15 protein-coding genes are annotated in these 12,398 nt (G+C 70.4%); 8 read left to right on the top strand and 7 right to left on the bottom strand.

Annotation, left to right across the window (positions count from 1 at the left end; translation table 11 throughout):
• From KOI47_RS34505 to KOI47_RS34495, 3 genes are all read left to right on the top strand, one after another.
• Nucleotides 1-354: a GroES family chaperonin gene (locus KOI47_RS34505; protein ID WP_216211856.1), complete on the top strand. Its 354-nt coding sequence runs from the start codon at nucleotides 1-3 to the stop codon at nucleotides 352-354.
• Nucleotides 355-378: 24 nt separating this feature from the next.
• A complete protein-coding gene (locus KOI47_RS34500) occupies nucleotides 379-2,247 on the top strand; it encodes a VanW family protein (protein ID WP_216211853.1) in 1,869 nt (622 codons plus the stop codon).
• A gap of 130 nt (nucleotides 2,248-2,377) precedes the next feature.
• The gene (locus tag KOI47_RS34495; RefSeq protein WP_232376442.1) at nucleotides 2,378-2,782 is read left to right on the top strand and encodes a hypothetical protein; all 405 of its coding nucleotides are present in this window, start codon (nucleotides 2,378-2,380) and stop codon (nucleotides 2,780-2,782) included.
• On the opposite strand, the gene KOI47_RS34490 is transcribed toward KOI47_RS34495, so the two are convergent.
• Both KOI47_RS34490 and KOI47_RS34485 read right to left on the bottom strand, forming a co-directional pair.
• Complete coding sequence (locus KOI47_RS34490; RefSeq protein ID WP_216211851.1) at nucleotides 2,779-3,564, bottom strand: leucine-rich repeat domain-containing protein; 786 nt, start codon at nucleotides 3,562-3,564, stop codon at nucleotides 2,779-2,781. The genes KOI47_RS34495 and KOI47_RS34490 overlap by 4 nt on opposite strands.
• 53 nt (nucleotides 3,565-3,617) lie before the next feature.
• Nucleotides 3,618-3,914 (bottom strand): GlsB/YeaQ/YmgE family stress response membrane protein, encoded by a 297-nt coding sequence (locus KOI47_RS34485; RefSeq protein WP_216211848.1) that lies wholly within the window; start codon nucleotides 3,912-3,914, stop codon nucleotides 3,618-3,620.
• Nucleotides 3,915-4,059: 145 nt separating this feature from the next.
• On the opposite strand from KOI47_RS34485, the gene KOI47_RS34480 reads away from it, so the two are divergent.
• Both KOI47_RS34480 and KOI47_RS34475 read left to right on the top strand, forming a co-directional pair.
• A complete protein-coding gene (locus KOI47_RS34480; RefSeq protein WP_216211845.1) occupies nucleotides 4,060-4,392 on the top strand; it encodes an ArsR/SmtB family transcription factor in 333 nt (110 codons plus the stop codon).
• Entirely contained in the window at nucleotides 4,389-4,886 is a 498-nt protein-coding gene (locus tag KOI47_RS34475; protein WP_216211842.1) for an SRPBCC family protein, read from the top strand. The genes KOI47_RS34480 and KOI47_RS34475 overlap by 4 nt, the downstream gene beginning before the upstream one ends.
• Nucleotides 4,887-5,000: 114 nt before the next feature.
• On the opposite strand, the gene KOI47_RS34470 is transcribed toward KOI47_RS34475, so the two are convergent.
• From KOI47_RS34470 to mug, 3 genes are all read right to left on the bottom strand, one after another.
• Nucleotides 5,001-6,845: an acyl-CoA dehydrogenase gene (locus tag KOI47_RS34470; RefSeq protein ID WP_216211840.1), complete on the bottom strand. Its 1,845-nt coding sequence runs from the start codon at nucleotides 6,843-6,845 to the stop codon at nucleotides 5,001-5,003.
• A 101-nt stretch (nucleotides 6,846-6,946) separates the two neighbouring features.
• Nucleotides 6,947-7,714 (bottom strand): response regulator transcription factor, encoded by a 768-nt coding sequence (locus KOI47_RS34465; RefSeq protein WP_216211836.1) that lies wholly within the window; start codon nucleotides 7,712-7,714, stop codon nucleotides 6,947-6,949.
• Nucleotides 7,715-7,878: 164 nt separating this feature from the next.
• Nucleotides 7,879-8,421: a G/U mismatch-specific DNA glycosylase gene (gene mug / locus KOI47_RS34460; protein ID WP_216211833.1), complete on the bottom strand. Its 543-nt coding sequence runs from the start codon at nucleotides 8,419-8,421 to the stop codon at nucleotides 7,879-7,881.
• 56 nt (nucleotides 8,422-8,477) lie between these two features.
• Here mug and KOI47_RS34455 point away from each other — a divergent pair, with 56 nt between their 5' ends.
• Nucleotides 8,478-9,131, top strand: a complete 654-nt coding sequence (locus KOI47_RS34455; protein ID WP_216211831.1) for a class I SAM-dependent methyltransferase — start codon at nucleotides 8,478-8,480, stop codon at nucleotides 9,129-9,131.
• A 117-nt stretch (nucleotides 9,132-9,248) separates the two neighbouring features.
• On the opposite strand, the gene KOI47_RS34450 is transcribed toward KOI47_RS34455, so the two are convergent.
• The gene (locus KOI47_RS34450) at nucleotides 9,249-9,959 is read right to left on the bottom strand and encodes a VanZ family protein (protein ID WP_216211828.1); all 711 of its coding nucleotides are present in this window, start codon (nucleotides 9,957-9,959) and stop codon (nucleotides 9,249-9,251) included.
• 9 nt (nucleotides 9,960-9,968) lie between these two features.
• Entirely contained in the window at nucleotides 9,969-10,916 is a 948-nt protein-coding gene (locus tag KOI47_RS34445) for a DMT family transporter (protein ID WP_232376441.1), read from the bottom strand.
• A 73-nt stretch (nucleotides 10,917-10,989) separates the two neighbouring features.
• Between KOI47_RS34445 and KOI47_RS34440 the strand changes: the two genes are divergently transcribed.
• Both KOI47_RS34440 and KOI47_RS34435 read left to right on the top strand, forming a co-directional pair.
• Nucleotides 10,990-11,889 carry a LysR family transcriptional regulator gene (locus KOI47_RS34440; RefSeq protein ID WP_216211824.1) on the top strand — a complete coding sequence of 300 codons (900 nt, stop codon included), beginning with the start codon at nucleotides 10,990-10,992 and terminating at the stop codon, nucleotides 11,887-11,889.
• Entirely contained in the window at nucleotides 11,886-12,392 is a 507-nt protein-coding gene (locus KOI47_RS34435; protein ID WP_216211821.1) for a GNAT family N-acetyltransferase, read from the top strand. The genes KOI47_RS34440 and KOI47_RS34435 overlap by 4 nt, the downstream gene beginning before the upstream one ends.
• Nucleotides 12,393-12,398: the final 6 nt, after the last annotated feature.

Raw genomic sequence — 12,398 nt, 5'->3', positions numbered from 1 at the left:
ATGACAGTTGTGTCAGATTCGGAGAGCGGGACCGGCGCGGACGTGAAGCTGGAGATCCAGCTGCTGCATGACCGGGTGCTGGTCCGGATGTCGACCGACGAAGGGGAACGGCGCAGTACCGGCGGCATCGTCATCCCGGCCACCGCGCAGATGGCGCGCCGTCTCACCTGGGGTGATGTACTGGGTGTCGGCAATAATGTGCGTAACGTGAAGGTCGGCGACCGGGTGTTGTTCAACGCGGAGGACCAGCACGAGGTGGAAATCCAGGGCGAGGCGTATCTGGTGATGCGGGAGCGCGACATCCACGCGATCGCCAGCGAGCGCACCGAGCACGGTACGGGGCTTTACTTGTAGCGGACATGTTTTTCGGAGGGGCAGGTGCGCGAGGAGCAGGACCGGCCGGAGCCGGAAGCCGACCCGACCGAGCAGTTCGCTGCCGCCCTGCCCGCTCCGCGACCCGAGCCCGAACCGGCCCCCGACGAGGGCCTGCTCGGCGAGCTGCTCGACCACGAGCCGCTCGCCCCGCTCCCGGTGACGCCCGCGCGCCGGTTCCGCACCGGCCTCGGCAAGGTGATGATGGCGACCGGCGGCGTCATCGCGTTACTGGCGCTGCTCTACGTCGCCGACCTGATGCTGAGTGCGGGGGACGTCCCGCGCGGGGTCACCGTGGCCGGGGTGGAGGTCGGCGGGATGAGCCAGGGCGCGGCCGAGGCCAAGCTGCGGATCGAGCTCGAACCCCGGCTGGTGCAGCCCATCCCGGTGCGGGCGGGTGATGTCCGGGCCGAACTGGACCCGCGCACCTCCGGCCTCGGCCTGGACTGGCAGGCCACCCTCGACCAGGCGGGCATGCAGCCGCTGAACCCGGTGACCAGGGTGGCGTCCTTCTTCCGCACCCGCGAGGTGGGGGCGGTCCCCACGGTCGAGCCGGACCTGCTCCGGCAGGCGATCACCGAGCTGGCGCGGCAGCGGCTCAACCACGGACTGACCGAGGGCACCATCCGTTTCGAATCCGCGCCCGGCGACGGCGCCGTGCGGCCGGTGGCGGTGGAACCGCGGCAGGCGCAACAGCTCACCGACATCGCGGCCGCGGTGCGGATCGTCACCGAGAACTGGCTCACCGACAGGGCCATCACGTTCCCGATGCGGGTGACCCAGCCCAAGGCCAGCTCGGCCGGGGTGCACGCGGCGCTCGACCAGGTGGTCGCGCCGGCGGTGTCCGCGCCGATCCGGGCGCGCGCGGCAGGTGCCGCGGCCGTGCTGCGGCCCGAGGACATCGCCACGGCCCTGCGGTTCGCCGCGATGGCGGACGGCTCCCTGCAGATCAGGGTCGACCAGTCCAAGCTCCGGCGGGTGCTGCTGCCGCAACTGGACGAAACCGAGCAGCGGAGCAAGAACGCCAGGATCGTGTTCGCCGCGGGCAAGCCGGACATCCAGCCGTCCGCGCCGGGCAGGGAGATCAACTGGGCGCGGACCCTGGCGCCGTTCATGGACATCGCGCGCCGGGTGGTGGATCGCGAGCTGCCGGTGGTCTACGACACCCGGCCCGCGAAGGTCACCACCTCCGACGCCGAACGGTTCGGGATCAAGGAGGTCATCGGGGAGTTCAGCACCGGGGGTTTCACCGGCGACGTCGCGCACAACATCGGCGTGATCGCCCGCCAGGTGGACGGCACGATCGTGCGGCCGGGGCAGACCTTCGACCTGGACGAGCACACCGGGCCACGCACGGCGTCCAGGGGCTACCGCACGGCACCGGTGCACGAGGACGGAACCGGTCCCCCGGTGATCGGCGGCGGGGTCTCACAGTTCACCAGCACCCTCTACAACGCGGTCTACCTTGCCGGGCTGCGGGATGCCGGGCACACCGAGCACGCCACCTACTTCGCGCGCTACCCGGAGGCGCGGGATGCGAGCTCCTTGCAGGAGAACGGGTCCAGCATCGAGATGGCGTTCACCAACGACGCACCCACCGGTGTGGCCATCCAGGCTTCGGCCTCCGGTGGTGCGGTGACCGTGAAGATCTGGGGCACCAAGCGCTACCGGGTGGAGAGCGTGACCGCGCCGCGGACCGATGTGGTGCCGCCGCCGATCCGGCTCGGGCCGCGGGAGAACTGCACGCCGGTCGAGGGCACGCCGGGGTTCAGCAGTTCGAACACGCGCATCCTGTACGACCTGGACTCCGGTGACGAGGTGAGCAGGCAGACCCGCGAGGTCCGGTACGCGGCCCGGCCGACCGTCATCTGCTGATCGTGTCGCTGCGTGACCATCGGTGCCGCCCGGTCGTGTGGTGTGCCGGGGTGGGCGCTCCCGCTACGTTGGGTTCGTCAGGCCGGTCGTAACCGCAGCTGGAGGTTTGGTGTCCCGTCGGGTACTGCAGATGAAATCGTTGCCCGCCAAAGGTTTTGCCCTTTCCGTCGCCGTGGTCACGGCGTTGCTCACCGCCCCGGCCGCCGGTGCCGCGGAACCGGAGCCCGCGCTGGTGCGTGCCACCGAACACAATGCCTGCAAGCTGAACGTGCGTGCCGGCGCAGGCACCTCGACACCGATCCTCACCACCCTCACCTGCGACAACTACACCACCTGCGTGGGCGCCGAACCCGGTTACCCGCCGTGCTCACCATTCGTGGTCGGCGAGCGGTACTCCTGCGTCGGCGCGGAGAACAAGCAGGTGACCGACGACAAGTGGGCGGAGGTGGCCTGGCGGGCGCCGAAACCCGCCTACGTGGCGGTGGCCTGCGCCGACTTCCGCACGCTGGCCGCTCCCCAGCGCGGCACCAGCTAGCGCAGTACCACGCAGCCGCGCGCTTCCAGCCCGGCAAGCCAGCCGGGCTCGCGCAGGTACCTGTTCCAGCGCAGATCGAGTTTGTCCAGTTTGGGCAGTTCGGCGATCCCGCCGGGCAGCTCGGTGAGCCCGTTGTCCCGCAGGTCCAGCAGGCGCAGCTCGGTCAGCCGGGTGATCGACTCCGGCAGGGTGGTGATCGCGTTGCCGCGCAGATGCAGCTCGCGTAGTGCGGTGAGGTCGCCGATCGACTCGGGCAGCGTGCCGAGCCGGTTGCCGTACAGCCGGAGCTCGCGCAGTGCCGACATGGCGCCGATCTCACCGGGCAGTGCGGTCAGCCCGTTGTCGGTGGCGCCGAGGTAGCGCAGCCGGTGCAACCCGCACAGCGAGTCCGGGAGGGTGGTCAGCCGGTTGCCGGAGAGGTAGAGGTACTCGGTGAGCCCGGGCAGCGCGCCGAGGGTGTCCGGCAGTGCGGTGAGCAGGTTGTGCCCGAGGTCGAGGGTGTGCAGTTCGGACAGTCGGCCGATCTCCGGGGAAAGGCTGGTGAGCCGGTTCGCCGCGAGGTTCAGTACCCGCAGGCCGGTGAGCCGCCACAGCGAGCCGGGCAGGGTTTCCAGTTCGTTGTGGTAGAGGCTGAGCTGGGTCAGCCCGGGTGCCTTGGTGAGCCGTTCCGGGAAGCGGGTGAACCGGTTGCGGTCCAGGTAGGCCCGGGTGACCCCGGCCAGGTTCACCGGCGGCAGTTCGGTCAGCCCGCTGCCGCTGAGGTCCAGCCAGTTCTCGTCCACCGGCCCCGAATCTAGCGGGCCGGCGCAGCGCGGTGCGCCGGCCCGCTTCGTTCTCAGGACTTCGAAGCCGTTCGGCCACCGGTGATCTTGGGATAGGCCGCGGCCGCGGCGATGACGCCGACCACCGCGGCTGCCACCTGGAACACGTGCCGCCACCAGTCGATGCCCGGGGTGTTCTCGACGCCGAACACACCGGCGAGCCAGTTGCCGATGAAGGCGGCGACGATGCCGACCACGATGGTCAGCCACATCGGGATCTTCTGCCTGCCGGGAGCGAGCATCCGGCCGAGGACGCCGAGGACGAGGCCGACGATGATCGTCGTGATGATGCCCCAGATTCCACCAAGCATGTCTGCTCCTTCACCCGCGAGAGAGTAGGTACCCGAAAGGGTTGCACCACCCGGCTCGGGCCGCCGGACGGAGCGCACGTCCGGGTGAACATCGACTCAAATATATTGGCTTGCGCGTATATATGCTTAGTGTGATACTTCGACCGTGGATGTCTTCGAGGCCATTGCGGAACCCCATCGCCGCGCCCTGCTGGACCGGCTGGCCGAGGGTGAGCGGACCGCGGGCGACCTGGTGGCCAGCCTGCCCGCGCTCACCCAGCCCGCGGTCTCCCGGCACCTGCGGATCCTGCGTGAGGTGGGGCTGGTCGAGGTCCGGCCCGACGGTCAGCGGCGCATCTACGCGCTGCGCGCCGACGGGCTGGTCGAGATCGACAACTGGATCAGCCGCTACCGGCGGTACTGGCCGCGCCACCTGGACGCGCTGGAACGGCACCTTGCCGGTACCCACCGGCCCGATGAGGAGGAGAACACCCCATGACAGTCGATTCCCGGTACGGTTCGCTGACCGTCGAGGACGGGGTCGCCACGATGACCTTCCGCAGGCGCATGCCCTACCCCGTGGAGGCGGTCTGGGCTGCCCTCACCGACCCGGAGCAACGAGCGGCCTGGCTCGGCGAGAGCACCGTGGACGGCCGGACGGGCGGCAGGATCGCGACGGTGCCCAGCGAGCCGCCTGTTCCGCCGGAGAAGAAACGGATGACCGGCCGCATCCTGGTCTGGGATCCTCCGCGGGTACTGGAGCACGACTGGCGGCAGGACATCGTGGAGGACGGTGTGGTGCGCTACGAGCTGGAGCCGGACGGCGCGGACACCATCCTCACCCTCACCCATCGCGGCCTCTCGGCGCGCAACGCCGGCGGCTACATCCCCGGCACGCATGCCTTCCTGGACCGGTTGGAGGCCGTGCTGGCCGGCACCGAGGTCCCCGGCTGGGCGCAGCGTTACGAGGAGGTGGCCCCGGCATACGCATGAACCCGGCCGGATGACGACAACGGGGGCCGGGAGCGCAGTCACGCTCCCGGCCCCCGTTTGCGTGCCGCCGCGGGATGGCGGATCAGTGCACCGGCAGACGGATCCCCGGCCGGATCAGAAGGCCGCCTCGTCGACCTCCATCAGGTCGTTGTCGGCGGCCTCGACGATCGCGCGCCGGGCGGTCAGCTCCGGCAGCACGGTCTTGGCGAAGAACGAGGCGACGGCCACCTTGCCGTTGTAGAACGGCACGTCCTTGGCGGAGGCGCCCGCATCCAGCTTGGCCATCGCGATCTCGGCCTGCCGCAGCAGCTGCCAGCCCACCAGCAGATCGCCCGCGGACATCAGCAGCCGGACCGTGTGCTGGCCGACCTTGTTCACGCTCTGCGGGTCCTCCTGCGAGGCGGTCAGGTAGCCGATCATCGCGCCGAGCATGCCCTGGGTGTCGTCCAGTGCCTGCTTGAGCAGCTCCCGTTCCTTCTTCAGCCTGCCGTTGCCCGCCTCGGACTCGATGAAGGCGGTGATCTCGCCCGCGACATGCGCCAGCGCCTGCCCCTTGTCCCGGACGATCTTGCGGAAGAAGAAGTCCAGCGACTGGATGGCGGTGGTGCCCTCGTACAGGGAGTCGATCTTGGCGTCCCGGATGTACTGCTCGATCGGGTAGTCCTGCAGGAAGCCGGAACCGCCGAAGGTCTGCAGGGACTGCACCAGCTGCTCGGTGGCGCGCTCGGAGCCCACGCCCTTCACGATCGGCAGCAGCAGGTCGTTCACCCGCTCGGCCAGCTGGAGGGACTCGGCGTCACCTTCCTGGGTCCAGATCTGGTCCTGGTAGGTCGCGGTGTAGAGGTAGACCCCGCGCAGGCCCTCGGCATAGGCCTTCTGCAGCATGAGCGAGCGCCGCACGTCCGGGTGGTGCGTGATGGTGACCCGCGGCGCGGTCTTGTCCAGCATGTTCGGCAGGTCGGCGCCCTGCACCCGCTCCTTGGCGTAGTCCAGCGCGTTCAGGTAGCCGGTGGACAGAGTGGCGATGGCCTTGGTGCCGACCATCATCCGGGCGTACTCGATGACCTGGAACATCTGCGCGATGCCGTCGTGCACCTCGCCAAGCAGCCAGCCGACGGCGGGGGTGCCGTGCTGGCCGAAGGTCAGCTCGCAGGTGGTGGACACCTTGATGCCCATCTTGTGCTCGACGTTCGTCACGTAGGCGCCGTTGCGCTCCCCCGGCTCCCCGGTCTCCGCGTCGAAGCGGAACTTCGGCACCAGGAACAGGGACAGCCCCTTGGTGCCGGGCTTCGGCTCGATCCCTGGACCCTCCGGGCGGGCCAGCACCAGGTGCATGATGTTCTCGGTCAGGTCCTGCTCGCCGGAGGTGATGAAACGCTTCACCCCGTCCAGGTGCCAGGAGCCGTCCTCCTGCAGCACCGCCTTGGTGCGCCCGGCACCGACGTCCGAGCCTGCGTCCGGCTCGGTGAGCACCATGGTGGCGCCCCAGGCGCGGTCGATCATGAACTGGGCCCAGCGCCGCTGCTCCTCGGTGCCGTTCTTGTCCACGATCATCGCGAAGTTCGGCCCCGCCATGTACATGAACAGCGCCGGGTTCGCGCCGAGGATCAGCTCGGAGGCGGCCCACTGCACGGTGGGCGGAAGGCCGAATCCGCCGAGGTTGTTGGGCAGGCCGAGCCGCCACCACTCACCGTCCCAGAGCTGCTGGTAGCTCTTCTTGAAGGACTCCGGCAGGGTGACGGAGAAAGTCTTGGGGTCGTAGACCGGCGGGTTGCGGTCGGCGTCGGCGAAGGATTCGGCCAACGGGCCGACGGCGAGGTTGTTCAGCTCGGCGAGCACGCCGCGCGCGGTCTCCTCGTCGGACTCCTCGAGCACGCCCTTGCCGAGGCGCTGCTGAACGCCGAGTACCTCGAACAGGTTGAACTCGAGGTCGCGGACGTTGCTCCTGTAGTGGCCCATGTCGTCGCTCCGTTTGGGTGTTCGGGGATTCCGGCTGGGCACATCCCCCTACTCGCCGGTAACATAAGGGTATTACCTGCTAGTAACCTACAGCAAGCCGATCAGCCTGATTGTGACGAATAGTGCTCTTTGGGGCTACTTCCCAACGAGTCGTCCGGCCGCACGACGAGGATCCCGTGCCGAAACGCGGTGGTCACGGCATGGGTGCGGTCCCGGGCGGACAGTTTGCGCAGGATGCTCTTGACGTGCGTGCGCACGGTTTCCACGGAGAGATAGAGCACTTTCGCGATAGCCGAGTTCTCCAGCCCCTCGGCCACCAGTTGCAGCACCTGGTACTCCCGCCGGGACAGCGGCATCTGGGTGTGCACCGCCTGCTGGCCGGGTAGCTGCCCGGTGGGCTGCCGCTTCGGCCGGGTGGTGAGGGTGGCCAGTGCCGGGTCGACGTAGCGGCGGTCGGCATGCGCGCGCATGATCGCCTCGGTGAGCCTGCGGGGCTCGGTGGCCCTCGGCACGACGGCGTGCGCGCCCGCGGCCAGCACGGCGGCGAGGAACTGCGGGCTGCGGTTGGCGTCCCGGACCAGGATGATCACGATCGTGCCCGGCTCCCCGGTGGCAAGCAGCCGGATCAGGTGACCCTGTGGGTCCAGCCCGGAGTCCACCAGCACGGTGTCCGGACGCAGTTGCTCGCACATCTGCAAGGCGGAGTGGTGTGCCCCGGCGTGGCCGAGCCAGTACAGGCCGGGGGTGCGGTGGATGAGGGCGGCCAGGCCCTCCCGGTAGAGGGGCACCGGATCGATCGCGGCCACACCGAGCCCGCGGGCGCCCGGCTTGGGCGGCTGGCCCCTGTTCGAGCCGATGCTCTGTGTCATGTGTTCTCCGTCTCGCTACAACCGGCCCGGTGGTCCCAGGTGGGACGCCGGAGGGGTTAACCCGTGACGCTTTTGACGGTCATTCATTGGTTTCGTGACGAAGATTCCCCCATCAGGGGGGTTATTGACCAGGCCTGGGGCCGTTTTGTTAACACGTGGCGTTGTTAAAGCGCGGTACGAAGCGCGCGGAACTCCTCCGCAAGGGTGATAGCGGTGTAATGCGCGTTCAGTCCGCTCGGGTTCGGCAGGATCCACAGCCCGGCACCGCCGACCTGCTCTTCCTGCCTGCCGATCCGTGCCCGCGGCCTGCCGAAGGCCGTGCGGTACGCGGTGACCCCGACCACGGCCAGCCAGCTCGGCTGATACCGCGTGACCTTGCCCACCAGCGCCTCACCGCCCGCGCGCAGCTCCGTTTCGGTCAGCTCGTCCGCACGGGCGGTGGCCCGGCCGACCAGATTGGTGATGCCGAGTCCGTAATCGAGCAGTTCCCATTGCTCGGCGGGGTCGAGCAGGCGCGGAGTGAAACCGCTGCGGTGCAGCGCGGGCCAGAACCGGTTGCCGGGCCGGGCGAAATGCAGGCCGGTGGCGCCGGAATACAGGCCCGGATTGATCCCGCAGAACAACACACGCAGCCCGGGTCCGATCACGTCCGGGATCGTGCGGCCGGGTGCCGCCGCGAGTTCCGCCTTGGTCGGTCGCTCGGCCATCCGGTCAGTGTGCCGGTCCCCGCGACGCCGCTGCCGGAGGCGGCACACTCGGGGGTGTGCGCGGTGCGGTGACCAACGACGGCTGCCCGGTCGAGCTCTATCCGCTGTTGCCTCCTGCCGGCGAGCCGGAGGCGGTGCATGCCGCCATCGAGGCCGGTGCCGAGGTGCTCGACCTCGGCGCGGGAACCGGCCGGATCGCGCACGGCCTGATCGAGCTCGGGCACCCGGTGGTCGCCGTGGACGACTCGGCGGCGATGCTGGGGTGGGTGCGCGGCGCCCGCACGGTGTGCTCGCGGATCGAGGACCTGCGGCTCGGCCGCCGCTTCCCGGCCGTGCTGCTGGCCAGTCATCTGATCAACAACCCGGACCGGCCGGTGCGGACCGCCCTGCTGGACACCGTCCGCGGACACCTAGCTCCCGGCGGGAAGCTGGTGGCCCAGTGGCATCCGCCCGAGTGGTTCGACCTGGTCGGCGCCGGAGGGGACGGCAGGCTCGGCCCGGTGCGCATCCGGCTGCGCGGGATCACGCGCACGGGCGACCTGCTCAGCGCCACCGTGTACTACGAGGTGGAAGGGCGAAGCTGGGAGCAGCCGTTCACCTGCCTGCGGCTGAGCGAGGACGCCCTGCTCGGCGCGCTCGCCGGGGCCGGTCTCGCCTTCGCGGGATGGGCCTCGGCCGACCGGACCTGGTTCACCGCCGTCCCGAGCTGAGCCCGGGGTGGCCAAGCCCGGGCCGAAGTGCGTATCCTGTGTGATCCGGCACACAGGACGGCATCAAGGGGGATGACGTGGACGTGGCGATCGTCATCGGTCTCGTACTCCTGCTGCTCACCGCTGCCGCGGCCACGGTTGTGCTGGAGGACCGGCGTAGTGCCCGGCGGGCCGCGCTACGCAGGCGGGAACGGTTGGCTGAGCTGGGCGAGCCGGTACCCGTACCGGCTGAGTGGTCGCGCCGCTGAGCGCGTCCGCCTGCCGCGCCTGCGCTCGCAGCAGCAGGAACAGCGCCGCCAGGATCCAGCCGAGCGCCGCGCCCGCCGTGTTCGCCATCAGGTCGTCCACATCGAAGATGCGGTACTGGTAGGGCGCCGTACCGAAGTTCGCGGTCAGCTGGCAGATCTCGATGGCGGCCGACCCGGCCAGGCCAAGCAGCGTGGCGCCGGTGAACCCGCGCCGCCAGAGCACGCGGGCGAGGATCCCGAGCGGTACGAACAGCAGCACGTTCATGGACAGCTGCTGGAAGGCCGTCGTGGCCAGCGGATTGCCGGCGCTCTCCCGGGCGACATCGGCCATCCACTGGAACGGGACCAGCTGAATGTGCTGGCCGGACTGCCCGCCCGCGCGGGTGGGCAACGGGAGCAGCACCAGCGCAACGGTCAGGCAGGCATAGAGCGTGACCAGCGCGGTCCTGGCCAGCCTGCCGGGCAGCACCCGGCCGAACCGGGCCTGCTGGCCGAGCACCTGCGGGATGAGCAGCACCGCCCAGATCACCACGAAGCCGAGCAGGCCGTATTCCAGCGCGGAGGTCTGTGCCGAGGTCATGCTTCGACGCTATGGCGCTCTGAGCTGCGAAACCTCGGTCGAAGGGGTCGGCCCGTGCCCGCCGGATCGGCCACCTGGCCGATCCCCGCCCCGCCACCTGGCCGGGCTGCTGGTGAACCAGACCAGTGCGATCACGGCCGCGCAGCCCGCGAGCTGCCATCCGGTCGGCCGCTCGTCCAGCAGCAGCAACCCCAGCAGCACCGCCAGCACCGGCTGCAGCAGCAACAGCGTGGCGCCGATGCCGGCCCGCAGCCGCGGCAGCGCCGTGCCGACCAGCACCCAGCCACCCACCTGGCCGGTGAGCGCGAGCGCGGCGAGCCAGCCGAACGCGGGCCAGCCGGGCGCCAGGTCCACCCCACCCCAGGCCAGACCCAGCAGCAGCGAGGTGACGGTTGCGCTGATCGTGGCCGTGCGGACCGGCGCCACCAGCTGACCCGGTGCCGCACCCTGGCGCAACAGGAACAGGAAGGCCGCGTACGCCGCACCGGCCGCGAGGCCCATCAGCGCCCCGCGTACCGGGTCGCTGCCCGGTTCGGCCCGCCCGATCGCGCCGCTGGCCAGCGCCACCGCGAGCAGCATCAGCGGGGCGGTCACCAGGAACCGGGCGGCTGGCCGTTCCCTGGACAGCAGCCATGCCAGCCCGGGAAGGATCACCACCTGCACGTTCACCAGCACGGTCGCGATCGAGGCGCCGACGTCGGCCACGCACTGGCCCCAGAACACCAGGTCTATCCCGAGAAACACGCCCGCGGCCAGCCGGCGGCGGGTGCGGCCGGGATCGCGGTCCGCCCTTGGCTCCCGCAGGGCCAGCGGCAGCAGGACGGGCAGGGCCAGCAGGCACCGCCAGAACGCCGCGGTCCCGGGGCTGGTGCCGGACAGCTTGACGAACATCGCCGACACCGAGATGCAGGCGGCCCCGGCGAGCAACAGCAGGCGGGGGTCGGTTCGAGCGGCCACACTTCGAGCGTGCTGGGTACAACTAATAACGACAAGTGAATGTTTGTACGCTTTATTCGGTAGTATTTGTACCGTGTTGAGTCTGGACCGGTTGCAGGCGCTGGCCATGGTCGACCGGCACGGGTCGATCGCCGCCGCGGCCGAGCAACTGCACCTGACCCCCTCCGGGGTGTCCCAGAAACTGGCCAAACTGGAACGGGAGACCGGGCACCGGCTGCTCGAACCACGGGGGCGCGGCGTGCGGCTGACCCACGCCGGGCGGGTGCTGGCCGAGCACGCGTCCCGGATCCTCACCCAGTGCGGGGCGGCCGAGGTGGATCTCGCCGACCTGACCGAGGAGATCCTCGGGCCGCTGCGGATCGGCGCGATGCCGAGCACGGTCCGCAGGCTGCTGGCCCCGGCGCTGACCACGCTGCGGGAGCGGTACCCGCGGCTGTGGCCCACCCTGCGGGACGGCGAGGTGGTGGACACCATGCCGCTGCTGCTGGCCGGCGAGCTGGACCTGGTGGTCGCCGAGAACTGGGCGCACCGGCCGACCGCGATCCCGGAAGGGGTGAGCAAACGACTGCTGTTCGACGAGCGGGTGATGGTGGCGCTGCCTGCGGACCATCCGCTCGCCGACCGGGACACCCTGGACCTGGCCGAGCTGGCGGGCGCGGCCTGGACCAGCTGCGGGCCGGGCAGCGCGGCGGGCGATGCGCTGGTGCAGGCGGTGCGCAACCAGGGCGTCGAGCCGGAGGTCCGCTACACCGTGACCGAGTTCCCCACCCAGGCGGCGCTGGTCGAGGCCGGGCTCGCGGTGGCACTGATCGCCCCGTTCGCGTTGCAGTCGGTCCCGGCCGGGGTGCGCCTCGTCCCGCCGGAACCGGCGCTGCGCAGGGAGATTCACGCGGTGTGGCGAACCGACCGGGAGAACCCCGCGGTGCGCGCCGGTGTCGCCGCACTGGCCGGGGCAGTACCGTCGAACACATGACGATCACCCTCCGTGCCGCCGAGGAGGCCGATCATCCGGCGCTCGTCCGGGCCGTGCAGCAGTGGTGGGGCGACTCCCGCTCGCCCGCGCAGGCGAGTGAGCTGGCGTTGCTGCTGCCCCGGCTGTTCCTGCAACATTTTGCCTCGACCAGCCTGATCGCGGAGGACGATGGCCACCTTGCCGGTTTCCTGGTCGGCTTCTACTCGGCCGACGACCCGGCGGCGGCGTACATCCACTTCGTCGGGATCGACCCGGGGCGGCGGCGAGCGGGCCTTGGCCGCAGGTTGTACGAGACCTTCTTCGCCGCGGCGACCGTGGCGGGGCGGCAGCTGGTGCGCGCGGTGACCTCGCCGGGGAACCAGGGGTCGATCGCGTTCCACCGCGGGATGGGTTTTCAGCTGGAGCCGGGTGACCGGGAGGTGGACGGCGTCCCGGTGCGGGCGGACTACGACGGGCCGGGCCAGGACCGGGTGTGCTTCCGGCTGGACCTGCTGGCCGGCTGAGCTCCC

It is taken from the genome of Amycolatopsis aidingensis (genome assembly GCF_018885265.1).
Classification (GTDB): domain Bacteria; phylum Actinomycetota; class Actinomycetes; order Mycobacteriales; family Pseudonocardiaceae; genus Amycolatopsis; species Amycolatopsis aidingensis.
This window is presented reverse-complemented; position numbering and strand designations above follow the sequence as displayed.

Excerpts from the sequence above, each read along its gene's own strand:
- KOI47_RS34505 (WP_216211856.1), top strand. The coding sequence starts at position 1 with ATGACAGTTGTGTCAGATTCGGAGAGCGGGACCGGCGCGGACGTGAAG.
- KOI47_RS34495 (WP_232376442.1), top strand. The coding sequence starts at position 2,378 with ATGAAATCGTTGCCCGCCAAAGGTTTTGCCCTTTCCGTCGCCGTGGTC.
- KOI47_RS34485 (WP_216211848.1), bottom strand. The coding sequence starts at position 3,914 with ATGCTTGGTGGAATCTGGGGCATCATCACGACGATCATCGTCGGCCTC.
- KOI47_RS34475 (WP_216211842.1), top strand. The coding sequence starts at position 4,389 with ATGACAGTCGATTCCCGGTACGGTTCGCTGACCGTCGAGGACGGGGTC.
- KOI47_RS34470 (WP_216211840.1), bottom strand. The coding sequence starts at position 6,845 with ATGGGCCACTACAGGAGCAACGTCCGCGACCTCGAGTTCAACCTGTTC.
- KOI47_RS34465 (WP_216211836.1), bottom strand. The coding sequence starts at position 7,714 with ATGACACAGAGCATCGGCTCGAACAGGGGCCAGCCGCCCAAGCCGGGC.
- mug (WP_216211833.1), bottom strand. The coding sequence starts at position 8,421 with ATGGCCGAGCGACCGACCAAGGCGGAACTCGCGGCGGCACCCGGCCGC.
- KOI47_RS34450 (WP_216211828.1), bottom strand. The coding sequence starts at position 9,959 with ATGACCTCGGCACAGACCTCCGCGCTGGAATACGGCCTGCTCGGCTTC.
- KOI47_RS34435 (WP_216211821.1), top strand. The coding sequence starts at position 11,886 with ATGACGATCACCCTCCGTGCCGCCGAGGAGGCCGATCATCCGGCGCTC.